General features: G+C 68.9%; 16 protein-coding genes and 2 pseudogenes. 13 read left to right on the top strand and 5 right to left on the bottom strand.

Going from position 1 to position 22,605, the window contains the following annotated elements; translation table 11 throughout:
- Both ACXMYJ_RS04685 and ACXMYJ_RS04680 read right to left on the bottom strand, forming a co-directional pair.
- A pseudogene (locus ACXMYJ_RS04685) lies at positions 1-778 on the bottom strand (HNH endonuclease); the annotation flags it as partial.
- A 50-nt stretch (positions 779-828) separates the two neighbouring features.
- The gene (locus ACXMYJ_RS04680; protein ID WP_460354327.1) at positions 829-2,034 is read right to left on the bottom strand and encodes a serine hydrolase domain-containing protein; all 1,206 of its coding nucleotides are present in this window, start codon (positions 2,032-2,034) and stop codon (positions 829-831) included.
- Positions 2,035-2,151: 117 nt separating this feature from the next.
- Here ACXMYJ_RS04680 and pyrR point away from each other — a divergent pair, with 117 nt between their 5' ends.
- The 12 genes from pyrR (at position 2,152) to metK (ending at position 15,179) form a co-directional block, all read left to right on the top strand.
- Positions 2,152-2,733 (top strand): bifunctional pyr operon transcriptional regulator/uracil phosphoribosyltransferase PyrR, encoded by a 582-nt coding sequence (gene pyrR / locus ACXMYJ_RS04675; RefSeq protein WP_396884537.1) that lies wholly within the window; start codon positions 2,152-2,154, stop codon positions 2,731-2,733.
- Positions 2,730-3,686, top strand: coding sequence for an aspartate carbamoyltransferase catalytic subunit (locus ACXMYJ_RS04670; RefSeq protein ID WP_260752086.1), 957 nt, complete (start codon positions 2,730-2,732; stop codon positions 3,684-3,686). The genes pyrR and ACXMYJ_RS04670 overlap by 4 nt, the downstream gene beginning before the upstream one ends.
- Positions 3,683-4,972, top strand: coding sequence for a dihydroorotase (locus tag ACXMYJ_RS04665; RefSeq protein WP_460354324.1), 1,290 nt, complete (start codon positions 3,683-3,685; stop codon positions 4,970-4,972). Before ACXMYJ_RS04670 ends, ACXMYJ_RS04665 begins: the two co-directional genes overlap by 4 nt.
- Positions 4,969-5,511 (top strand): PH-like domain-containing protein, encoded by a 543-nt coding sequence (locus tag ACXMYJ_RS04660; RefSeq protein ID WP_260752088.1) that lies wholly within the window; start codon positions 4,969-4,971, stop codon positions 5,509-5,511. The genes ACXMYJ_RS04665 and ACXMYJ_RS04660 overlap by 4 nt, the downstream gene beginning before the upstream one ends.
- Positions 5,508-6,632, top strand: a complete 1,125-nt coding sequence (gene carA / locus ACXMYJ_RS04655; RefSeq protein ID WP_260752090.1) for a glutamine-hydrolyzing carbamoyl-phosphate synthase small subunit — start codon at positions 5,508-5,510, stop codon at positions 6,630-6,632. Before ACXMYJ_RS04660 ends, carA begins: the two co-directional genes overlap by 4 nt.
- A 107-nt stretch (positions 6,633-6,739) precedes the next feature.
- Complete coding sequence (gene carB / locus ACXMYJ_RS04650) at positions 6,740-10,078, top strand: carbamoyl-phosphate synthase large subunit (protein WP_260752093.1); 3,339 nt, start codon at positions 6,740-6,742, stop codon at positions 10,076-10,078.
- The gene (gene pyrF, locus ACXMYJ_RS04645; RefSeq protein WP_260752094.1) at positions 10,075-10,896 is read left to right on the top strand and encodes an orotidine-5'-phosphate decarboxylase; all 822 of its coding nucleotides are present in this window, start codon (positions 10,075-10,077) and stop codon (positions 10,894-10,896) included. The genes carB and pyrF overlap by 4 nt, the downstream gene beginning before the upstream one ends.
- 382 nt (positions 10,897-11,278) lie before the next feature.
- Positions 11,279-11,596, top strand: coding sequence for an integration host factor, actinobacterial type (mihF, locus tag ACXMYJ_RS04640; protein WP_003932123.1), 318 nt, complete (start codon positions 11,279-11,281; stop codon positions 11,594-11,596).
- A 6-nt stretch (positions 11,597-11,602) separates the two neighbouring features.
- Entirely contained in the window at positions 11,603-12,208 is a 606-nt protein-coding gene (gene gmk / locus ACXMYJ_RS04635) for a guanylate kinase (protein ID WP_460354318.1), read from the top strand.
- Positions 12,209-12,242: 34 nt separating this feature from the next.
- Positions 12,243-12,545 carry a DNA-directed RNA polymerase subunit omega gene (gene rpoZ / locus ACXMYJ_RS04630; protein WP_260752109.1) on the top strand — a complete coding sequence of 101 codons (303 nt, stop codon included), beginning with the start codon at positions 12,243-12,245 and terminating at the stop codon, positions 12,543-12,545.
- A gap of 18 nt (positions 12,546-12,563) precedes the next feature.
- On the top strand, positions 12,564-13,811 hold the full coding sequence (gene coaBC / locus ACXMYJ_RS04625) for a bifunctional phosphopantothenoylcysteine decarboxylase/phosphopantothenate--cysteine ligase CoaBC (RefSeq protein WP_460354314.1): 1,248 nt from the start codon (positions 12,564-12,566) through the stop codon (positions 13,809-13,811).
- Positions 13,812-13,970: 159 nt separating this feature from the next.
- Positions 13,971-15,179 (top strand): methionine adenosyltransferase, encoded by a 1,209-nt coding sequence (metK, locus tag ACXMYJ_RS04620; RefSeq protein ID WP_260752111.1) that lies wholly within the window; start codon positions 13,971-13,973, stop codon positions 15,177-15,179.
- Positions 15,180-15,255: 76 nt separating this feature from the next.
- Here metK and ACXMYJ_RS04615 read toward each other — a convergent pair.
- Together ACXMYJ_RS04615 and ACXMYJ_RS04610 are read right to left on the bottom strand one after the other, a co-directional pair.
- Positions 15,256-16,747: pseudogene (locus ACXMYJ_RS04615) on the bottom strand (flavin-containing monooxygenase).
- Positions 16,748-16,807: 60 nt separating this feature from the next.
- On the bottom strand, positions 16,808-17,725 hold the full coding sequence (locus ACXMYJ_RS04610) for an alpha/beta hydrolase (protein WP_460354310.1): 918 nt from the start codon (positions 17,723-17,725) through the stop codon (positions 16,808-16,810).
- 94 nt (positions 17,726-17,819) lie between these two features.
- Here ACXMYJ_RS04610 and ACXMYJ_RS04605 point away from each other — a divergent pair, with 94 nt between their 5' ends.
- Positions 17,820-18,686, top strand: a complete 867-nt coding sequence (locus tag ACXMYJ_RS04605; RefSeq protein ID WP_260752114.1) for a sugar phosphate isomerase/epimerase family protein — start codon at positions 17,820-17,822, stop codon at positions 18,684-18,686.
- A gap of 79 nt (positions 18,687-18,765) precedes the next feature.
- On the opposite strand, the gene ACXMYJ_RS04600 is transcribed toward ACXMYJ_RS04605, so the two are convergent.
- A complete protein-coding gene (locus tag ACXMYJ_RS04600; protein WP_460354308.1) occupies positions 18,766-22,599 on the bottom strand; it encodes an alpha/beta fold hydrolase in 3,834 nt (1,277 codons plus the stop codon).
- Between the last annotated feature and the right edge of the window lie 6 nt (positions 22,600-22,605).

Genomic DNA, 22,605 nt, shown 5'->3' with positions numbered 1-22,605 from the left:
CGTCATCACCGGCCAGGGTGGTGTCGGCCATCACCAGATTCAGTGCGATCGGCACCGGCCCGGCAGCGGGATGCCCGGTGACGCGTTCATAGATCGTCTCGGCCATCACCTGCCCGCGCGGGCGCCCGTCCCCGCTGGTGTCGGCGGCCCGCCGGCAGGCCGCGTACAGCCCGACCCCTTGGGCCAGCGGCAGCCGCACCGTGACGTAGACCATGGTGTTGGGGGCCGGCCGGCAGGACACCGCACAATCGGCGGCGGCTTTGTCTGAACGTGCCACCACCGCGGCGGCGTCCAGGCGGGCGGTGACCTTTTTGGCCTCGGCCTCCACGCGCTTGTTGCCCCACCCCGTCAACCGCGACGGATCGGCACACAGCTCTTCATCGAGTTGGCGGCGATGCTGCACCGACAGGCAGGCGGATTCCCGCACGATCAGGGTGGCCCGCCATTCCGAGAGCGCCCCGCACGCCAGCGCGGCCAACGTGTAGGGCATCTCCTCGACCAGGGCCTGGGCGAACCCGAGATGCCGTCCCCCGCACACCGGGGCATCACGGCGGGCCAACGCGATCTCGGAGGCCAACCCTTTACCGCGCCGCTCGGCGCGGATCCCGGCGGCGTCCTCGGCGGCGCGGCGTTTGGCCGCCCACAACGCGGTCGCGCGGGCCTGGGCGGCGGCCGCGGCCGACTTCAGCGCTTCACACCGCTCGACCACCGCCCGCAACTCGGCCTGCGACGCCCCCTCATCAACATCGAAATCGACATCGAACACACTTTCGAACATAAACCCGACGCTACAACCACCCACCGACATTTAGCGTTGGAGAGGCTCGCTCAGAGGCCCAGCGCTTGGTACGTGCTGCGTACGAACTTCGGCTGTGCGCTCTGCAGCTTCGCCAGCGAGGTGTTCCCGGCGACCGCAGCGGCCGCGTCCGCGGTCAGATTCGGCATGTTCTGGATCAGATAGATCAGGATCACATCCGCCGACGGATCGGCCTGCCACCACGTGCCGTAGGCGCCGGGCCAGGAGAACGTGCCGAGGCCGCCGGGGCCGAACAACTGCCGTGACCTTGCGGGGTCGGTCACCACCGAGAGGTTCAACCCGAAGCCGCGGCCGATCCAGAACGGCGCACCGAGGAAGTCCTGGCGCTTCTGCTCGTCGGTCAGCCGGTCGGTGCGCATCAACTCGACCGACTCCTCGGACAGCACCCGGACCCCGTCGAGCTCCCCGCCGGCGAGCAGCATCCTGGCGAAGCGCAGGTAGTCGTCCACGGTTGAGAACAGCCCGGCGCCGCCCGTGCAGAACGGGGGATCCACGATCGGCGGCGGCCCCATCACGTCGTGGCGCAGCGTGTTGTCGTTGTCCAGCTGGTACATCGTGGCCGCACGGCGCCTGCCGGTAGTGCCGACGTGAAAACCGGTGTCCGACATGCCCAATGGGCCCAGGATCCGTTCGGTGAGTACCTCGCTGAGCGGTTTGCCCTCGATCCGCGACAGCGCGATGCCCAGCACGTCGGTGGCGTGGCTGTAGGTCAGGCGCTCGCCGGGCTGGTGCGCCAGCGGCAGCGCCGAAAGTTCGGCCAGCCAGCGGTCTTGATCCTGGCGGGTCGGCAGCTTGCGGTACGCGTCCGACAGCGGGCCGAGCACTGAGAACATGTACGCGAGCCCACTGCGGTGGGTCATCAGGTCCTCGACGGTGATGTGGCGCTGCGCGGGCACGGTGCGGTCGAGGCGTCCGCGGGGCTCGACGAGCACCCGCATGTCGGCGAGCTCCGGCAGCCACGTCGCGACCCGGTCGGTGAGCCGCAGCTTGCCTTCTTCGATCATCGACATCGCGGCGGCCACCGTCACCGGCTTCGTCATCGACGCGATGCGAAAGATCGTGTCGCGCTGCATCGGTAGCCGGGCCTCGACGTCTCGGTAACCCAGCTCGTTGACCTGGCGCACCTCGCCGGCGTGCCACACGAGCGTGACTGCGCCCGCCAGCAGTCCTGCGTCGATCGCATCGACGATGGAGGCCTTGTTGCGGTCGAGATTCATTTGGCCGAGGCTACCTGCCGAATACGTCGCCACCTTCCGTCGGTGCTAAGCTCGCCGAAGTTTCCGACATCCTTTAACGATCCGTCCCGTGAGGCGGAGAAGGAGGTCCGGCTCCTCGTGGGCGCACCCGACCATTCCGGTCACGACCGGGAGCTGATGTCCGCCGCGGACGTCAGCCGCACTATTGCCCGTATCGCCCACCAGATCATCGAGAAGACCGCGCTCGACGGTCCCGACGGCCCGCGGGTCGTTCTCCTCGGGATCCCGACCCGCGGTGTGACTCTCGCCACCCGGCTGGCCCGCAACATCGCCGAGTTCAGTGGCGTCGAGGTGGCACACGGGGCGCTCGACATCACGCTCTACCGCGACGATCTGATGACCAAGCCGCCCCGCGCGCTCGCGGAGACCTCCATCCCCGACGGCGGGATCGACGGAGCGCTGGTGGTGCTCGTCGATGACGTGCTGTACTCCGGTCGGTCGGTGCGCTCGGCGCTCGACGCGCTGCGCGACCTGGGCCGGCCCAAATCGGTCCAGCTGGCGGTGCTCGTCGACCGTGGTCACCGCGAGCTGCCGATCCGCGCCGACTACGTCGGCAAGAACGTTCCGACATCGCGCGCCGAGAACGTCAAGGTCCGCCTCACCGAGGACGACGGACACGACGGCGTCCGCATCGCACCCTATGGAGGGCCTGCCAGGTGAAGCACCTGCTGACCGCGGCCGATCTGAGCCGCGACGACGCGACCGCGATCCTCGACAACGCCGACCGGTTCGCCGAAGCGCTGGTGGGGCGCGAGGTCAAGAAGCTGCCCACCCTGCGGGGCCGCACCATCATCACGATGTTCTACGAGAACTCCACCCGCACCAGAGTGTCGTTCGAGGTCGCGGGCAAGTGGATGAGCGCGGACGTGATCAACGTCAGCGCCTCGGGATCGTCTGTGGCCAAAGGGGAATCGCTGCGCGACACCGCGCTGACCCTGCGCGCCGCCGGCGCCGACGCGCTGATCATCCGTCACCCCGCCTCGGGCGCGGCCCAGCAACTGGCCGCCTGGACGCTGGTGGCGGACGACCCCTCGGAGAGCCCCTCCATCATCAATGCCGGTGACGGAACTCACGAACACCCCACCCAGGCGCTGCTGGATGCGCTGACCATCCGGCAGCGGCTCGGCTCCGTCGAAGGTCGGCGGGTCGTGATCGTCGGGGATGTGCTGCACAGCCGCGTCGCCCGGTCCAATGTGGCGCTGTTGCACACCCTCGGCGCCGAGGTCGTGCTCGTCGCGCCGCCGACCCTGCTGCCGGTGGGCGTCGCCGACTGGCCGGTGACGGTGTCCCATGACCTCGACGCCGAGCTGCCCCTGGCCGACGCCGTGCTGATGCTCCGGGTGCAGGCCGAGCGGATGAACGGCGCTTTCTTCCCCTCCTCGCGGGAGTACTCGGTGCGCTACGGCTTGTCCGAGAAGCGGCAGTCCCGGCTGGCCGGGCACGCCGTCGTGCTGCACCCCGGGCCGATGCTGCGCGGTATGGAGATCGCGTACTCGGTGGCGGACTCGTCGCAATCGGCGGTGCTGCAACAGGTTTCCAATGGTGTCCACGTCCGGATGGCGGTGCTGTTCCACCTGCTCGTCGGATCCGAGCAGGAAGCGATCAGCGCATGACTCCGCCGGTGGTACTCAAGTCGGTGCGTCTCTACGGCGAGGGTGAGCCGGTCGACGTGCTGGTGCGCGACGGGCAGATCGCGGACATCGGTCAGGACCTGACCGCCGACGAACTCATCGACTGCGACGGGCAGATCCTGCTGCCGGGCTTCGTAGACCTGCACACCCACCTGCGTGAACCCGGCCGCGAGTACGCCGAGGACATCGAAACCGGTTCGGCCGCAGCGGCTCTCGGGGGATACACCGCGGTGTTCGCGATGGCCAACACCGATCCGGTGGCCGACTCGGTGGTGGTCACCGACCACGTGTGGCACCGCGGCCAGCAGGTCGGTCTGGTCGACGTGCACCCGGTGGGCGCGGTCACCGTCGGCCTGGGTGGCAAGCAGCTCACCGAGATGGGGCTGATGGCCGCCGGCGCCGGAGGGGTGCGGATGTTCTCCGACGACGGTGTGTGTGTCGACGATCCGCTGGTGATGCGGCGCGCGCTGGAGTACGCGTCGGGTCTGGGCGTGCTGATCGCCCAGCACGCCGAAGAGCCGCGCCTGACCGTCGGCGCCGTCGCCCATGAGGGTCCCAACGCCGCCCGGCTGGGGCTGGCCGGCTGGCCGCGCGCGGCCGAGGAATCGATCGTGGCCCGTGACGCGCTGCTCGCCCGCGATGCCGGCGCCCGGGTGCACATCTGCCACGCGTCCACGGCCGGCACCGTGGAGTTGGTGCGGTGGGCCAAGGAACAGGGCATCGCGATCACCGCCGAGGTCACCCCGCACCATCTGCTGCTCGACGACACGCGGCTGCAGACCTACGACGGCCGCAACCGGGTGAACCCGCCGCTGCGTGAGGCCGGTGACGCGGTCGCGCTGCGTCAGGCCCTCGCCGAGGGGGTGATCGACTGTGTGGCCACCGATCACGCGCCCCATGCCGAACACGAGAAGATGTGCGAGTTCGCCAACGCGCGGCCCGGCATGCTCGGCCTGCAGACCGCGCTGTCCGTCATCGTCGAGACGATGGTCGACCCCGGTCTGATCACCTGGCGTGACGTGGCCCGGGTGATGAGTGAGGCGCCGGCCCGGATCGTCGGGCTGCCGGATCAGGGCAGGCCGCTTGAGGTAGGGGAGCCGGCCAACCTGACCGTGGTCGACCCCGCAGCGAGGTGGACGGTCAAGGGGCCGGATCTGGCCAGCCGGTCGGACAACACGCCCTACCAGGACATGGAGTTGCCCGCCGTGGTCACGACGACGTTGCTGCGGGGCAAGATCACCGCCCGCGACGGGAAGGTGCACGGATGAACACCCCGACGCTGGTCGCCTCGCTGGTGATGGCGGCGATCCTGGCGTTGCTGATCGCGGTGCTCATCCAGGCGATGATGCGCGGGTGGCGGCGCCGCGTGCAGCGTCAGGCCGAGATGATCGGCACCCTGCCGCCGCTGCCTGAGACCGTCGGCCCGGCACTCGTGCCGGCCACCAAGGGCCTCTACATCGGCAGCACGCTGGCCCCGCACTGGAACGACCGGGTCGCCGCCGGCGACCTCGGGTTCCGCGCCAAGGCCGTGCTCACCCGCTACCCCGAGGGAATCATGTTGCAGCGCACCGGCGCCGGGCCGATCTGGATGCCTGACGACGCGATCTCGGAGATCCGCACGGTGAAGAACCTCGCCGGCAAGGTGATCCTCGGGGGAAGGAGCGGGGCGACCGGGGGGGAGGCCCAGTCCCACGACGCCATCCTGGCGATCCGGTGGCGACTGCCGTCGGGGACCGAGATCGACACCGGCTTCCGCGCCGACAACCGCAGTGACTACGCCAAATGGTGTCCCGAGGAGAACGCATGACGAACAAGGCCCTACTGGTGCTGGAGGACGGCCGGGTGTTCACCGGCACGACCTTCGGCGCGGTCGGCGAGACGCTCGGTGAAGCCGTGTTCTCGACCGGCATGTCGGGTTACCAGGAAACCCTGACCGACCCGAGCTACCACCGCCAGATCGTGGTCGCCACCGCACCGCAGATCGGCAACACCGGCTGGAACCACGATGACAGCGAAAGCCGCGGCGACAAGATCTGGGTGGCCGGATACGCCGTGCGCGACCCGTCGCCGCGGGCGTCGAACTGGCGCGCCACCGGCACCCTCGACGAGGAACTGACGCGCCAGGGCATCGTGGGGATCGGCGGTATCGACACCCGTGCGGTGGTGCGCCATCTGCGCAGCCGCGGCTCGATGAAGGCGGGGATCTTCAGCGGTGTCGCCGCCGAGGCTCCGGTCGACGAACTGGTGGCCCGGGTCCGCGGGCAGGAGGCCATGCTCGGCGCCGACCTCGCCGGTGAGGTCAGCACCGCCGCCGACTACGTGGTCGAACCGGAAGTGCCGCAACGGTTCACCGTCGCCGCGCTGGACCTGGGAATCAAGACCAACACCCCGCGCAACTTCGCCAAGCGCGGAATCCGCAGTGTGGTGCTTCCGTCCTCGACCACCTTCGAGCGCATCGCCGAACTCGAGCCCGACGGTGTCTTCCTGTCCAACGGCCCCGGTGACCCGGCGACCGCCGACCACGTCGTCGCCGTCACGCGCGACGTGCTCGACGCCGGGATCCCGCTGTTCGGCATCTGCTTCGGCAACCAGATCCTGGGCCGGGCGCTCGGATTGGGCACCTACAAGATGGTGTTCGGCCACCGCGGCATCAACATCCCGGTGATGGACCATGCCACCGGACGGGTGTCGATCACCGCCCAGAACCACGGCTTCGCGCTGGAAGGCGAAGCGGGCCAGACCTTCGACACCCCGTTCGGTCAGGCCGAGGTCAGCCACACCTGCGCCAACGACGGTGTGGTGGAGGGAGTCCGGTTGCGCGACGGCCGCGCCTTCTCCGTCCAATACCACCCCGAGGCCGCCGCGGGCCCGCGCGACGCGGAGTACCTGTTCGACCAGTTCATCGACCTCATGGCGGAGAACCAGTGACAGATACCGCGCTGTCGACGCGCGCGAGCGCGCGCTTTTGTCCGAGTTTCCGCGGTGTGTCGTGTGCAGACACGCACGCTCGCGGCGCCGAAGAGGAGAAGTAACAGATGCCGCGTCGCTGCGACCTCAACCATGTCCTGGTCATCGGGTCGGGCCCGATTCTGATCGGCCAGGCCGCCGAGTTCGACTACTCCGGCACACAGGCGTGCCGGGTGCTGCGGGCCGAAGGCCTGCAGGTCACGCTGATCAACTCGAACCCGGCCACGATCATGACCGACCCCGAGTACGCCGACCACACCTACGTGGAGCCGATCACCGCCGAGTTCGTCGAGAAGGTGATCGCCCAGCAGGCCGAGCGCGGCAACAAGATCGACGCGCTGCTGCCCACTCTCGGCGGGCAGACCGCGCTGAACACCGCGGTGAAGCTGTACGAGAGCGGCGCGCTGGACCGCTACGGCGTCGAGCTCATCGGTGCCAACTTCGACGCGATCCAGCGCGGCGAGGACCGGCAGAAGTTCAAGGACATCGTCACCAAGGTCGGCGGTGAATCCGCCCGCAGCCGCGTCTGTTTCACCATGGACGAGGTGCGCGAAACGGTCGCCGAGCTCGGCCTGCCCGTGGTGGTGCGGCCCAGCTTCACGATGGGCGGCCTGGGCTCGGGCATGGCCTACTCGGCCGAGGAGGTCGAGCGGATGGCCGGTGACGGCCTGGCCGCGTCGCCGTCAGCGAACGTGCTGATCGAAGAGTCCATCTATGGATGGAAGGAATACGAACTCGAGCTGATGCGCGACAGTCACGACAACGTCGTGGTGGTGTGCTCGATCGAGAACTTCGACCCGATGGGCGTGCACACCGGGGACTCGGTGACCGTCGCGCCGGCCATGACGTTGACCGATCGCGAATACCAGACCATGCGCACGCTCGGCATCGAGATCCTGCGCGAGGTCGGCGTGGACACCGGCGGCTGCAACATCCAGTTCGCGGTGAACCCGCAAGACGGCCGCCTCATCGTCATCGAGATGAACCCGCGGGTGTCGCGGTCGTCGGCGCTGGCTTCCAAGGCGACCGGGTTCCCGATCGCCAAGATCGCGGCCAAGCTCGCGATCGGCTACACGCTCGACGAGATCGTCAACGACATCACCAAGGAGACGCCGGCCTCCTTCGAGCCGACGCTCGACTACGTCGTGGTCAAGGCGCCCCGGTTCGCGTTCGAGAAGTTCCCCGGCGCCGACGCCACCCTGACCACCACGATGAAATCGGTCGGTGAGGCGATGTCGCTGGGCCGCAACTTCATCGAGGCGCTCGGCAAGGTGATGCGCTCGCTGGAGAGCACCCGCACCGGCTTCTGGACAGGTCCCGACCCCGAGGGCGACGTCGACGCGGTTCTTCAGCGGCTGCGCACGCCGACCGACGGCCGGCTGTACGACATCGAGTACGCGCTGCGGCTGGGCGCCACCGTCGAGCAGGTCGCGGCCGCGTCGGGGGTGGATCCGTGGTTCGTCGACCAGATCAGCGGGCTGGTGCGCCTGCGCGCCGAACTGATCGACGCGCCGGTGCTGGGCGCCGAGCTGCTGCGCCGCAGCAAGCATCACGGCCTGTCGGACCGCCAGATCGCCGCGCTGCGTCCGGAACTGGCAGGGGAGATGGGGGTGCGCGCGCTGCGGCAACGCCTCGGGATCCACCCCGTGTACAAGACCGTCGACACCTGCGCCGCCGAGTTCGAGGCCAAGACGCCGTATCACTACAGCAGTTACGAGCTGGACCCGGCCGCCGAGACCGAGGTCGCCCCGCAGACCGATCGGCCGAAGGTGCTCATCCTCGGCTCCGGGCCCAACCGCATCGGGCAGGGCATCGAATTCGACTACAGCTGCGTGCACGCGGCGACCACGCTCAGCGATGCGGGCTTCGAGACCGTGATGATCAACTGCAACCCGGAGACGGTGTCCACCGACTACGACACCGCGGACCGGCTCTACTTCGAACCGCTGACGTTCGAGGACGTGCTGGAGATCTACCACGCCGAGCAGAAATCCGGCGTCGGCGGGCCCGGAGTGGCCGGAGTGATAGTCCAACTCGGCGGGCAGACTCCGCTCGGGCTCGCCGAACGCCTGGAGAAGGCTGGGGTCCCGATCGTGGGCACCCCGCCCGAGGCCATCGACCTCGCCGAGGACCGTGGCCGCTTCGGAGAGGTGCTGACCACCGCGGGACTGCCCGCGCCGCGGTTCGGCATGGCCACCAGCTTCGATCAGGCCCGCCGTATCGCCGCCGAGATCGGCTATCCGGTACTGGTCCGGCCGTCCTATGTTCTCGGCGGCCGCGGCATGGAGATCGTCTACGACGAGAAGACACTGGAGGGCTACATCACCCGGGCCACCCAGCTCTCTCCCGAGCACCCGGTGTTGGTCGACCGCTTCCTCGAAGACGCCATCGAGATCGACGTGGACGCGCTCTGCGACGGCACCGAGGTGTACATCGGCGGGGTGATGGAGCACATCGAGGAGGCCGGTATCCACTCCGGCGACTCTGCCTGTGCGTTGCCGCCGGTGACCCTGGGGCGCAGCGACATCGAGGCGGTCCGGCGTGCCACCGAGGCGATCGCGTTCGGGATCGGCGTGGTGGGACTGCTCAACGTGCAGTACGCGCTCAAGGACGATGTGCTCTATGTGCTGGAGGCCAACCCCAGGGCGAGCCGCACCGTGCCCTTCGTGTCCAAGGCCACCGCAGTCCCGCTGGCCAAGGCGTGCGCACGGGTGATGCTCGGCGCCACCATCGCCGAGTTGAGGGAGGAAGGTGTGCTGACCCGCACCGGCGACGGCGCGACCACCACGCGCAGCGCGCCGGTGGCGGTGAAAGAGGCCGTGCTGCCGTTCCACCGGTTCCGCAAAGCCGACGGTGCACAGATCGATTCGCTGCTCGGCCCGGAGATGAAGTCCACCGGGGAGGTGATGGGCATCGCCCACGACTTCGGCAGCGCGTTCGCCAAGAGTCAGACCGCCGCGTACGGCTCGCTGCCGGTGCAGGGCACCGTGTTCGTGTCGGTGGCCAACCGCGACAAGCGCTCACTGGTGTTCCCGGTCAAACGTCTGGCCGACCTCGGCTTCCACATTCTGGCCACCGAGGGAACTGCGGAGATGTTGCGGCGCAACGGGATTCCGTGCGACGAGGTGCGCAAGCACTTCGAGGAGCCGACTCCGGACCGGCCCGCGCGGTCTGCGGTCGACGCGATCAGGGCCGGGGAGGTCGACATGGTGATCAACACCCCGTACGGCAATTCCGGGCCCCGCGTGGACGGCTACGAGATCCGTTCGGCGGCGGTGTCGATGAACATCCCGTGTGTCACGACGGTGCAGGGCGCCTCGGCCGCGGTCCAAGGCATCGAGGCGGCGATCCGCGGGGACATCGGCGTGATGTCGTTGCAGGAGTTGCACTCGGTGCTGGGCTCGTGACCGCGGGCGGGTTCGGTGACCGCCTGAGGGCCGCGGTGGCGCGCCGCGGACCGCTGTGCCTCGGCATCGACCCGCATCCGGAGCTGCTCCGATCCTGGGGCCTGACCACCGACGCCGCGGGGCTGGCGGCGTTCAGCGAGACGTGCGTGGCCGCGTTCGAGGGCTTCGCGGTGGTCAAGCCGCAAGTGGCGTTCTTCGAGGCGTACGGCTCGGCCGGATACGCCGTGCTGGAGGCCACGATCGCGGCGCTACGCCGGTCCGGCGTGCTGGTGCTCGCCGACGCCAAGCGCGGCGACATCGGCTCGACCATGGCTGCGTACGCGGCCGCATGGGCCGGCGACTCACCTCTGGCCGCCGATGCGGTCACGGCATCGCCGTATCTGGGCTTCGGCTCCCTGCAGCCGCTGTTGGACACCGCCCGCGCCCACGGCCGCGGGGTCTTCGTGCTGGCCGCCACGTCCAATCCCGAGGGCGCGAGCGTGCAGCGCGCGGACGCCGGCGGGCGCACCGTCGCGCAGTCGATCGTCGACGCGGCCGCCGAGGTCAATCGCACGGCCGGCCCGGGCACCGTCGGAGTGGTGGTCGGCGCGACGCTGGCCGAACCGCCCGATGTGGGTGCGCTCGACGGTCCGGTGCTCGTGCCGGGCGTCGGCGCCCAGGGCGGGCGTCCCGAGGCGCTGGGCGGCCTGGGAGGCGCCCTTCCCGGCCAGCTGCTGCCCGCCGTCTCGCGGGAGGTGCTGCGGGCGGGTCCGGACATCACAGGCCTGCGCGATGCCGCCGCGCGGATGCGCGACGCCGTCGCCTACCTGGCGAAATAGCGAGCCTTCTCGCCAAGAGTCCCTGCGACACGCCCGACACGCGATGACCAGCGAAATTCTCAGAGTTTCGCGCCTGGACGCCGCGTCACCGCCGGGTGCCCGTGACGAACTTCTGTCGGCAAACAGCCTGAGACTGCAAATACCGGCCATATGCAGGTCGTTTGGTGCGGTAAGGGTGACTCGGGGGTACGTGACGAGCGTCCCGGCAGTCCGGTGGTGACTGCCCAATAGCGCCCTACACGCTGGGGTTTTGATGCGACAAGCCGGGGGTGGGGTTAGCTTTCGTCTGTCGGCGTGGGTACGGTCGTCCACGCTGGCTGGTTCTGGTTCACACCACCACCGGCCCAGACAAATCAGTTGATGGACGATACGGAGGAAACCCGTGGCCCTTCCCCAGTTGACCGACGAACAGCGCGCGGCAGCGTTGGAGAAGGCTGCTGCCGCACGTCGAGCACGAGCCGAGCTCAAAGACCGGCTCAAGCGCGGCGGCACCAACCTCAAGCAGGTGCTCAAGGACGCAGAGACCGACGAAGTCCTGGGCAAGATGAAGGTTTCGGCGCTGCTGGAGGCTTTGCCCAAGGTGGGCAAGGTCAAGGCGCAGGAGATCATGACCGAACTCGAGATCGCCCCGACGCGCCGGCTGCGCGGGCTGGGTGACCGTCAGCGCAAGGCCCTGCTGGAAAAGTTCGACTTCTCCTAACAGGCTGTGAGCGAGGGCGGAGGGCCGGACAGCGCGTCCAGGGCGACGGTCCTGGTGTTGTCCGGCCCGTCTGCCGTCGGAAAGTCCACGATCGTGCGCTGCCTGCGTGAGCGGGTCGTGGACCTGTACTTCAGCGTCTCGGTCACCACGCGGGCCCCGCGGCCCGGTGAAGTCGAGGGCGTGGACTACTTCTTCGTGACGGCAGAGCAGTTTCAGCAGCTCATCGACGAGGGTGCCCTTCTCGAATGGGCCGAGATCCACGGCGGGCTGCACCGCTCGGGCACCCCTGCCGGACCGGTGCGCGAGGCCACGGCTGCGGGTCGGCCCGTGTTGATCGAGGTCGACCTCGCCGGTGCGCGCGCGGTCAAGCAGGCGCTGCCCGAGGCCGTCACGGTATTCCTGGCGCCCCCCAGCTGGGAGGTGCTGGAGAGCCGGCTGGTGGGTCGCGGCACCGAGACACCCGAGGTGAGGGCGCGCCGGTTGCAGACCGCCAGAGATGAACTGGCCGCGCAGGGCGACTTCGACGCGGTCGTCGTGAACACTCAATTGGAGTCTGCATGCGCCGAATTGGTATCCTTGCTGGTGGCCCACACTCCGGTACGGCGTGATTAGGCCCTGACATCCAGACTTTGAGGAGATCCTCTACGTGAGCACCCCGCAGTCCGCCGCGGTCGACATCGATCCGTCGGCAGCCAGCGCCTACGACACACCCCTGGGCATCACCAACCCGCCCATCGACGAATTGCTCGACCGCGCGTCGAGCAAGTACGCGCTGGTGATCTACGCAGCCAAGCGGGCGCGCCAGATCAACGACTACTACAACCAGCTCGGCGACGGCATCCTTGAGTACGTCGGACCGCTGGTCGAGCCCGGCCTGCAGGAGAAGCCGCTGTCGATCGCACTGCGCGAGATCCACGGTGACCTCCTCGAACACACCGAGGGCGAGTAACCGGGCGGGCCTTTCGTAGTGGAGCGCAAGCGGATCATCGTCGGCGTAGCCGGTGGCATCGCCGCTTACAAGGCGGCCACGCTGGTCCGTCAGCTCACCGAGGCCGGTCACAGTGTCCGGGTCGTCCCCACGGAATCGGCGCTGCGCTTCGTCGGTGCCGCCACCTTCGAAGCACTCTCCGGCAACCCGGTGCACACCGGGGTGTTCCAGGACGTCCACGAGGTGCCACACGTCCGCTTCGGTCAGGACGCCGATCTCGTCGTTGTGGCCCCGGCGACTGCCGACCTGCTCGCCCGCGCAGCGATCGGACGCGCTGACGACCTGCTGACCGCGACGCTGCTCACCGCGCGATGTCCGGTGCTGTTCGCGCCGGCGATGCACACCGAGATGTGGCTGCACCCGGCGACTGTCGAGAACGTCGCGACGCTGCGCCGCCGCGGGGCGATCGTGATGGAACCCGCCTCCGGGCGTCTCACCGGCGCCGACACCGGCCCCGGCCGCCTTCCCGAGGCTGAGGAAATCAGCACGCTGGCCCAGCTGCTGCTGGCCCGCGGCGACGCGCTGCCCTATGACCTGGCCGGCGTGAAGGTGCTGGTCACCGCCGGCGGCACCAGAGAGCCGATCGATCCCGTGCGCTTCATCGGCAACCGCAGCTCCGGCAAGCAGGGCTACGCCGTGGCTCGGGTGATGGCCCAGCGCGGCGCGGAGGTGACGCTGATCGCGGGAAACACCGCCGGGCTCATCGACCCGGCCGGGGTGCACGTGATGCACATCGGGTCGGCGACCCAACTGCGGGACGCGGTGTCCAAGCACGCCCCCGACGCCAACGTGCTGGTGATGGCCGCCGCGGTCGCCGACTTCCGGCCCGCCAACCCGGTCGCCACCAAGATCAAGAAGGGCCCCTCTGAGGAGGGCGACCCGGCCATCGAGCTGGTCCGCAACGACGACGTGCTCGCCGGAGCGGTCCGCTCCCGCCGTGATGGGCAGCTGCCGAACATGGCCGCCATCGTCGGGTTCGCCGCCGAGACCGGCGACGCGAACGGCGACGTGCTGTTCCATGCGCGCGCCAAACTCGCGCGCAAGGGCTGCGATCTGCTGGTCGTCAACGCGGTCGGCGAGAACCGGGCCTTCGAGGTCGACCACAACGATGGTTGGCTGCTGTCCGCCGACGGAACCGAGACAGCGCTGGAGCACGGTTCGAAGACCGTCATGGCGAGCCGTATTGTGGACGCGATCGCGGCTGTCCTGCACTCCGGTGGCGGGTGACGCCGTACAAGCTTTGGTAAGACCAGTCAGCGTGCGTGTAAAGGTTGCGCGCAGCGGGGGGACACGCTTGGGTGCTAGGGGCGCCCGGAGCGGTGCGACCCTCGCGGGTAAGTTGACTGACTAACTATCTCAGGTTCGCTTGAGTGGAAGGAATCGGACGTGAGTGAAGCTCGGCTGTTTACCAGTGAGTCGGTGACCGAGGGACACCCCGACAAGATCTGCGACGCCATCAGCGACTCGGTGCTCGACGCGCTGCTCGCCGACGATCCGAAGTCCCGCGTCGCGGTGGAGACGCTGGTGACAACCGGTCAGGTCCACGTCGTCGGCGAGGTGACGACCAACGCCAAGGAAGCGTTCGCCCACATCACCAACACCGTGCGGTCGCGGATCCTCGAGATCGGTTACGACCATTCCGACAAGGGTTTCGACGGCCTCACCTGCGGTGTCAACATCGGTATCGGTGCACAGTCTCCGGACATCGCCCAGGGCGTCGACACCGCCCACGAGACCCGGGTGGAGGGTGCCGCTGATCCGCTGGACGCGCAGGGCGCCGGCGACCAGGGACTGATGTTCGGCTACGCGATCGCCGACACTCCCGAGCTGATGCCGCTGCCGATCGCGCTGGCGCACCGGTTGTCGCGCAAGCTCACCGAGGTTCGCAAGAACGGCACCCTGGGCTACCTGCGTCCCGACGGCAAGACCCAGGTCACCGTGCAATACGACGGCACCACCCCGGTGCGCCTGGACACCGTCGTGCTGTCCACCCAGCACGCCGACGGCATCGATCTGGAGAGCCAGCTGGCTCCAGAGATCAAGCAGCACGTCATCGAGGCGGTGCTGACCGAACTGGGCCACGACACGCTGGACACCTCGAATCCGCGCATTCTGGTCAACCCGACCGGCAAGTTCGTGCTCGGCGGCCCGATGGGCGACGCCGGCTTGACCGGCCGCAAGATCATCGTCGACACCTATGGCGGCTGGGCCCGTCACGGTGGCGGCGCGTTCTCCGGCAAGGATCCGTCGAAGGTGGACCGCTCGGCCGCGTACGCGATGCGCTGGGTGGCCAAGAACGTCGTCGCCGCGGGCCTGGCCGAGCGTGTCGAGGTCCAGGTCGCCTACGCGATCGGCAAGGCCGCACCCGTGGGTCTGTTCGTCGAGACGTTCGGCTCGGAGACCGTCGACCCGGTCAAGATCGAGAAGGCCATCGGCGAGGTGTTCGATCTGCGTCCCGGCGCTATCGTCCGCGACCTCGACCTGTTGCGCCCGATCTACGCACCGACTGCGGCGTACGGGCACTTCGGCCGTACCGACATCGAGTTGCCGTGGGAGCAGCTCAACAAGGTCGACGACCTCAAGAACGCCGTCTGACGACGATCAAGCGGCGAAAACCCCACGCCCGCAACGGGTGTGGGATTTTCTGTTGAGACGTCCGGTTTGTCGTGCCTCAGGAGGCGAATTCGTAGTCGTCGATCGGGAATCGTCGACTGCGCCAGTACGCTTCGAGCGTGCTGGCCGGCCGCAACGGCACATCGCCGTGGGAGTCGAAGTAGTAGCTGTTGGCCAATCGGCAGGTGTCCTGCCAGAAAGATCTGGCGGTGCCGTTTGCGCATCATCTCCGCGAAGTACCGGTCGTTGGCTTCGCGGCGCACCTCGACCCGCGTGGCGCCCCGGCGCCGCGCGGTGTCCAGGCATCGCACGATGTGGCGGGTTTGGGCCTCGATCAGTGCGAAGTAGGACGAGCCGACGTACCCGTAGGGGCCGAACACGGTGAAGAAGTTCGGGAAGCCCGGAACGGTGACGCCTTCGTAGGCCTGCAGCCGGTTCTCGTCCCAGAACCGGGCCAGCGACCGTCCATTCGGACCGGTCACCGAATAGGGCGGAATGTTGTCGATGTCGAGCACCTTGAACCCCGTGGCCAGGATCTGCACGTCGACGTCGTATGACGTGCCGTCGGTGGTTGCGACCCCCGAGCCGGTGATCTTGTCGATGGGCTCGGTCACCAGCTCGACGTTGTCGCGGTTGAACGTCGACAGGTAGGTGTTGTGGAAGCCCGGCCTTTTGCAGCCGACCGCGTAGCGGGCCGTGAGTTTGTCGCGTACGACGGGGTCGTGGACCTGCTTGCGCAGATACGCCTCGCCCACCGCGCCCATCCTCTTGGCCATCGGGTTGACCGTGAAGTACTGCGCGGCGAGCGGGAACGTCAGCTCGACGTAGGTCTGGCTGAGCAGCCGCTGCACCGTCCTGCCCAGCGGCAGCCGCATCATGAGCCTGGCCGTCCTCGGCAACGGGACGTCGAACTTCGGGAAACACCAGATCGGGGTGCGCTGAAACACGGTGAGCTGCTCGACGATCGGGGCGATCTCGGGGATCACCTGCACGGCCGAGGCGCCGGTCCCGATGACGGCGACGCGTTTACCGCGCAGGTCCTGATCGTGGTCCCAGCGCGCGGTGTGCATGGTCACGCCGTCGAATGTGTCGACGCCGGGAATGTCGGGCAGATTCGGGACGGTCAACGCGCCTGCGGCGTTGACCAGATACCGGGCGGTCAGGGTGCCCGGCCCGTCGGCCGAAAGCAGACTGAGGCGCCAGAACCCTTCGGCGTCATCGAAATCCGCGCTGCGGACCGTCGTGCCGAAGCGCATCTTGGGACGTAGCCCGTACTTGTCGACGCAGTGCTCGGCGTAGGCCTGGAGCTCGTGACCCGGTGCGTAGGTGCGCGACCAGTCCGTGCTCTGCTCGAACGAGAACTGGTAGGAGAACGACGGGATGTCGACCGCGATGCCGGGATAGGTGTTCCAATACCACGTGCCGCCGGGCTCGTCGCCGGCCTCGACGACGAGGTAGTCGGGCATGCCGGAGCGGTCCAGCCGGATCGCCGTCCCGATGCCGGAGAATCCGGCCCCGACGATCACGGTTTCACAGTCAGGTGTCGTCATCATGACCTCCGCGCCGACCATAACGCCGGACGGGCAGGCGGCTGTTCGCTTCGGTGAGCTTTATCTCAGCGCCGCCCGCAGCGCGGCCAATCCGCGATCGGTGGCCTCGGTCGCGGCCGGGACGATTCCCGCGTAACCCAGGTAGCCGTGTACCAGTGACTCCGCGTGGTCCAACTCGACCGCCACCCCCGCGGCGGTGAGGAGCTCGGCGTACCGCATCCCGTCGTCGCGTAACGGATCGAGGCCGGCGACGGCGATGTAAGCCGGTGGCAGACCGGCGAGTTCGCCACGGGCGGGCACCAGAGTGACCGGGGGCTCCGACAGGTCGGTGTCACCGATGTACCACCGGGTGAACCCCTTGCAGGCCGCCAGGTCGAGGATCGGCGCCTCGGCGTTCTCGGTGAAGGACGGAAGTGAGGTGTCGAACGTCGTCGACGGATACCACAGCAGCTGGAACCGCAACGCGATGCCGGCGTCGCGCGCCGCCTGGGCGACCACGGCGGCGAGGTTGCCGCCCGCGGAGTCGCCGGCCACCGCGAGCCGGGCCGGATCGGCGTCCAGATCGCCGGCGTTCTCGGCCACCCACCGGGTCACGGCCCAGGCGTCGTCGACCGCCGCCGGATACGGGTGTTCGGGCGCCAGCCGGTAGTCGACCGACACCACCACCGCTCCTGCGCCCACGGCGTGCATCCGGGCCTGTCCGTCGTAGGTGTCCAGGTCGCCCACCGTCCATCCGCCGCCGTGGATGAACACCACCGCCGGCAGCGGGGTGTCCTCAGCCGGCGGACGGTAGACGCGCACCGGGATCGGCCCGGCGGGACCCTCGACGGTGCGGTCGTGTGTGGTGACCTCTGGCAGGATCGGGCTACGCGGCAGTTCCCGGAACCGTTGCCGAGCCGGTTCCGGGCCGCCCTCGGTCGACAGCTGGAAGGGCACAGCCTCCAGCACCTTCTGCAGCACGGGATCCAGGTCAGCCATGGCTGACACCGTACGCGGCAGCCGGTTGGGGTAGCCGCCCGCGGGCGCGCTTTCTCACCGAGAATGGGGCGATCACAGGAAGCGAGGAGTGTGCGTGAAATTCTTGCCGAGCCGTCGTAAACCGGTCGCCGGTCAGGCCAGGGCCGTCTGTCTCGCCCCGCTGACCGTGCTGGAACTGAGTCCACCGGATCTGGTTACCTGTGCCGCCGAGGCGGGCTACGACGGTGTCGGATTGCGCCTGATCCGCGCCACCGAGCAGGAACCGATCCGCCCGACCGTGGGCATCACCCCGCTGATCCGCGAGACCCGGCGCCGGCTCGACGACAGCGGCCTGTTCGTCCTCGACGTCGAAGTGCTCCGGCTGCGCCCCGACACAAGGGTCCGCGATGACTTCGGAGCCTTCCTCGAGACCGGCGCCCACCTCGGCGCGACGCAGGTGCTGGTCACCGGTAACGATCCCGACCGCGGTCGCACGGCCGATAATCTTGCCGAATTAAGCGTGTTCGCAGGGGAATTCGGTCTCACGCCGAACCTGGAGCCGATGCCGTGGACAGAGGTCCGTGATCTCGACGAAGCCGTGATGATCGTCCGCCGCGGCGCGGGCAGCGGCGCTGGTCTGCTCATCGACGCGATCCACTATGACCGTGCGCTGAGCACCCCGGAGGATCTCCGCAAGGTGCCCGACGGGTGGATCCGCTACGTGCAGATCTGCGATGCGGCGCTGCCCCGGCCGGACACCATCGACGAGCTGCGCCACCAGGGCCGCACCGCGCGGCTGTTCCCCGGGGAGGGCTGCATCGACGTGGTCGGGATGTTGAGAGCGCTGCCGGCGGTGCCGGTCAGCGTCGAGGCACCTGTGCAGTGGAACGCGCCCGCCGGTGTGCGTGCCCGTGCCGCGTTGCGCACGGCGCGCGCGGTGGTGGCCCTGGCGGATGCGGAACGGACCCCGCTGTCGGCGTGACCACGGGCATGAGGTCCGGCCCGCGCCGGGGCGCGATTGCGTTGTCGCTGCGCCGCGTCGACCTACCCGGATCCGCCCATCACGGCGTGACGGGCGATGTGGAACTGGCTTCGGCCCCGGCACTCTGAGCCTTCGCGGCCGAGATCAGGTCGACGACGCGCGCCACGTGTGGGTCGCGGACCACCGAATCGTGGTCGCAGTGGACACGTTCGACGGTCAGCTCGCCGGTGAGCAATTGCGCCCAGACGCGGTCGTCGTCAAGGTTGAAGGTGCTGAGTACCAGCAGAGTTCGCCCGGTGTACGGCTTGGGCCGGTGGAGCCGGCCGACCCGGACGCCGACTTCGCGAAGCGCAACGACCTTCTGTTCGGCGGTGCCCTCGACGATGCCGGCCAGCGGCAGCCACAACCGGTGCCGCCACAGCACCGACCGGTCGGCCGGTGTCTGTTCGAGCAGGGTGGATCGCACCCCGGGCAGGTGCTTGCGGGCCGCGCGCACGGTGCGCGGCGGCAGGAACGGATCGAGCATCGTGACCAGCTCGACCTCATGACCGAGCGCGCGCAACCGGTCGGCCACCTCGATGGCGATGAACACTCCGAGCGAATGACCGACCAGCCGGTACGGACCTTGGGGCTGGAGCGCGAGCAGGTCGCCGAGATGGCGGCGTGCCGCTCGTCCCACCGTCCAGTCGGGGAACGCGCGGTTCTCCAGACCCTGAGCCTGGAAAGCCACCACGGCGGTCTCGCGGTCCACGCGATCGGCCAGCGGCGCGAACGTCAGAGCCGAGGCGCCGGCCCCGGCGAAGCAGAACAACGTCTCTTGAGTGTTCTCGCCCGGCGGGCGCAACAGCACCGTGGTCGGCGCGAGTGTGCTCGCGCCCGAGGTCGGTAGACCCGCGCGCCGTGCGGCCACGATGTCGGCGAACTGCGCGACCGTCGGCGCGCCGGCCAGATCGGAGGCCGTCAGCCGCACCCCGTTCCGCTCGCCGACCGCGGCGATGACCTGCGCGACGTTGAGTGAATCTCCGCCCAGCGCGTAGAAGTTCTCGTCGCGGCCGACCTGGTCCAGGCGCAGCACATGGGCCCAGGTGGCCGCGATGCCGGTCTCCAGGCCCGGGGTCGCGGGGACGATCGGTCCACGCTCCGGTCTCGGCAGCGACCGGCGGTTGACCTTGCCACGCTCGTTGCGGGGCAGCGATTCCAGCATCACCACATGACTGGGCACCATCCACGCCGGCAGTCGCTCGTGAAGCTGCGCCCGAACGTCGGCGACCGCGGGGGTGCGGGTGCCCGGGGCCGGCGCGACATAGGCCGTCAACGTCGGTGTCTGGGAGGTGGTGTCGGCCAGCACCAGTGCCTCCCGGATACCGGGACAGTCCAGCAGCGCGGCCTCGACCTCGGCCGGTTCGACCAGGTAGCCGCGGATCTTGAGGGCCGCGTCCATCCGGCCGAGCACCACCAGAACCCCGGAGTCGTCGATGCGGGCACGATCATTGGTGACGAAAGTGCGGGTGGAGTCCGGGTTTTCGACGAAGGTGGTGGTCGCGCTCGCCGGTGCCAGATAGCCGGCTGCCAGATATTGCGAGGTGACGGTCAGCCGGCCCTGATCGTCGATGGCGAGCTTTTTGTGCGGTACCGCGACCCCGGCAGGGATCACCCCGGCCGGTATGGGATCGCCGGGCCACATGTCGAAGTGCGCGATGCCGAGCGTCTCCGAGGAGCCTGCCCAGTTGGTCAGTACCGCATTCGGCGCCAGCTCTCGGGCGCGCCGGATGACGTTGCCGTACACCGGTTCGCCGGTGGTGACGATGCGGCGCACGCGATCCAGGGTGCGGGTGCCGCCGATCTCGACCACCGACTGCAGGAAAGACGGTGTGCACATGACGATGTCGGCGTCGGCGAGGCGATCGGCCGCCGCCTCGGGTGTGCAGCTGCGCGGATCGATCGCGATCACCTCGGCGCCCGACAGCAGCGACCCGATCAGCACATTGAGACCGGCGGCGAAACTGACCGGCATGCACAGCGCGACCCGGGCGCCGTCGACGATGCCGAACCGATCCCGGTGCAGCACCCAGTCGCTCAGCCAGGTGCCGTTGACGTGGAGCACCGCCTTGGGCTCACCGGAAGAGCCTGAGGTGAACTGGATGCTGGTCACGGTCTGCAAGCCCAGGTGCGGCACCCCGGTCGGGGCCGGTGCCGGATCGGTCGGCGGGTCGGTCGACCACACTGAGAAGTTGCCGTCGAGCTGTTGTTTGAGCGGATGCCCGTCCTTGACCACCACGGTGCCCGGACGCAGGCCCTGCTTTTCGAGCGTGTCGAAGATGTGGGTCATCCGGTCGACCGGCAGGCCGGTGTCGAGGGGCACCAGCGGCGCTCCCGACGCGAAGCCGCCCGTGACGACGGCGACGGTCTGGGGGGTGAGGTCACCGACCAGTGCGACCGCGGACTCCGGGTCGGCGCGCCCCCGCAGCTGCGCGGTCCATGCGGCGGCCGCTGCGTGCAGTTCGCCATAGCTGACGGCGCCGCTGTCGCTGCGCAAAGCGACGGCGTCCCGCTTCTGCGCGGCGATCTCGGCGAAACGTGCGGCCACCGAGTCGTGTTCGATGGCGCCGTACTCGGTGAGGTCGGGGCGTGGGGCGGTCGGGCTGACGTGATCGAGAGCCTGTCCGCGCGGGGTGGCGGCGACCTTGCGCAACAGCAGCAATGTGGGGACCAGCAGGATCAGCGTGTTCAGCAGCTCGGCGGCGAGATAGGTGTAGCCGACGGCGTCGATGCCCCACCGCCCGGTGGTCAGGATGACCCCACTGACCACCACGATGCCGAGTAGCAGCTGGGCGGCCACGGCGAGACGGAGTCGGCGCTGAAGCCGCGCGAGCGCGGTGTAGACGGTCATCAACGCCACCGACGGCAGGGTGAGCGCCATCATCCGGATCAGTGTGGTGCCGTGTTCGGCGTACTGCGGGCCCAGGATGCCGAGGATGAACGGGGCGGCGACCAGCAGCGCGGCACAACCGGCCAGCGCGGCGCCACCGCACATCAGGACGAATCGCTGTGTGCACGAGCGCAGGTCGGCTCCCGGCGTCGAGGCGGCGGCGATGAACGGTGCCGCGGTCGCGCCGACGAGCACACCGAGGGTGTTGACCACCAGCCAGCACATCGAGAAGTACGCGTTCATCTCGGTGCCGAGCTGCGCGACGACGATCAGCGGCACCAACAGCGGAACGGTCACGCCCACCGCGTTGATCGCGTATGAGCTCGCGAAGAACTGGATCAGTTCGCGGCGCGGGGGCAGGGCGGCTGTCCCTCGGCGTTGCGCGGTCTCGCGCCGGATCACCACCAGCGCGATGATCGCGGTGATCGCCGCTGCCGGCAGCACCCACGACCACACGATGGCCGCGCCGGTCGCCAGCGGGATGAGCGCCGCCACTACGACGAGTTTCGCGGTTGACTGTCCGATGTTCTTGGTCGCGATCATCCGGGCGCGGCTGAGTCCGATCAGGATCTGGTCCTGCAGCGCGTACACCGCGAGCACCACAACGAACGCCGGGAAGAGCACGGCCTCAGGCCAATTCGGGAAAAGTGCGGCACGGGGGCCGACCAGGACGAACACCGTGCCGAACAGCAGGCCGGTGCACGAGACGAACATGATGCCGCGGCGCACCACCTGCTGGGTGTGACCGCCGGCCAGTGGCAGGAAGCGCTCATAGAGACTGCCGAGGCTGAAGTTGGCCAGGATGGCGATCAGGGTCGCCGACGAGATGATGGCCGACGCGCGCCCGACCTCGGCGGCGTCGTATCCCCGGGCGGCCACGGTCCAGAACACGAAACCGAGTACGCCCGTGGCCGCGCTTGAGGTCATCACCGCGGCGATGTCGATGCCGAGGCCGGGGGAGAGGAAACGGCCGGTCATCGGCATCGTCGG

This window comes from Mycobacterium sp. ZZG (assembly GCF_054786995.1).
The sequence above is the reverse complement of the archived record's forward strand: the minus strand, read 5'-3'. Positions and strand labels throughout refer to the sequence as shown.

Coding starts and splice junctions, on each gene's coding strand:
- carB (WP_260752093.1), top strand. CDS start 6,740: ATGCCGCGTCGCTGCGACCTCAACCATGTCCTGGTCATCGGGTCGGGC.
- ACXMYJ_RS04600 (WP_460354308.1), bottom strand. CDS start 22,599: ATGCCGATGACCGGCCGTTTCCTCTCCCCCGGCCTCGGCATCGACATC.
- ACXMYJ_RS04680 (WP_460354327.1), bottom strand. CDS start 2,034: ATGAATCTCGACCGCAACAAGGCCTCCATCGTCGATGCGATCGACGCA.
- ACXMYJ_RS04610 (WP_460354310.1), bottom strand. CDS start 17,725: ATGGCTGACCTGGATCCCGTGCTGCAGAAGGTGCTGGAGGCTGTGCCC.
- ACXMYJ_RS04665 (WP_460354324.1), top strand. CDS start 3,683: ATGACTCCGCCGGTGGTACTCAAGTCGGTGCGTCTCTACGGCGAGGGT.
- ACXMYJ_RS04660 (WP_260752088.1), top strand. CDS start 4,969: ATGAACACCCCGACGCTGGTCGCCTCGCTGGTGATGGCGGCGATCCTG.
- carA (WP_260752090.1), top strand. CDS start 5,508: ATGACGAACAAGGCCCTACTGGTGCTGGAGGACGGCCGGGTGTTCACC.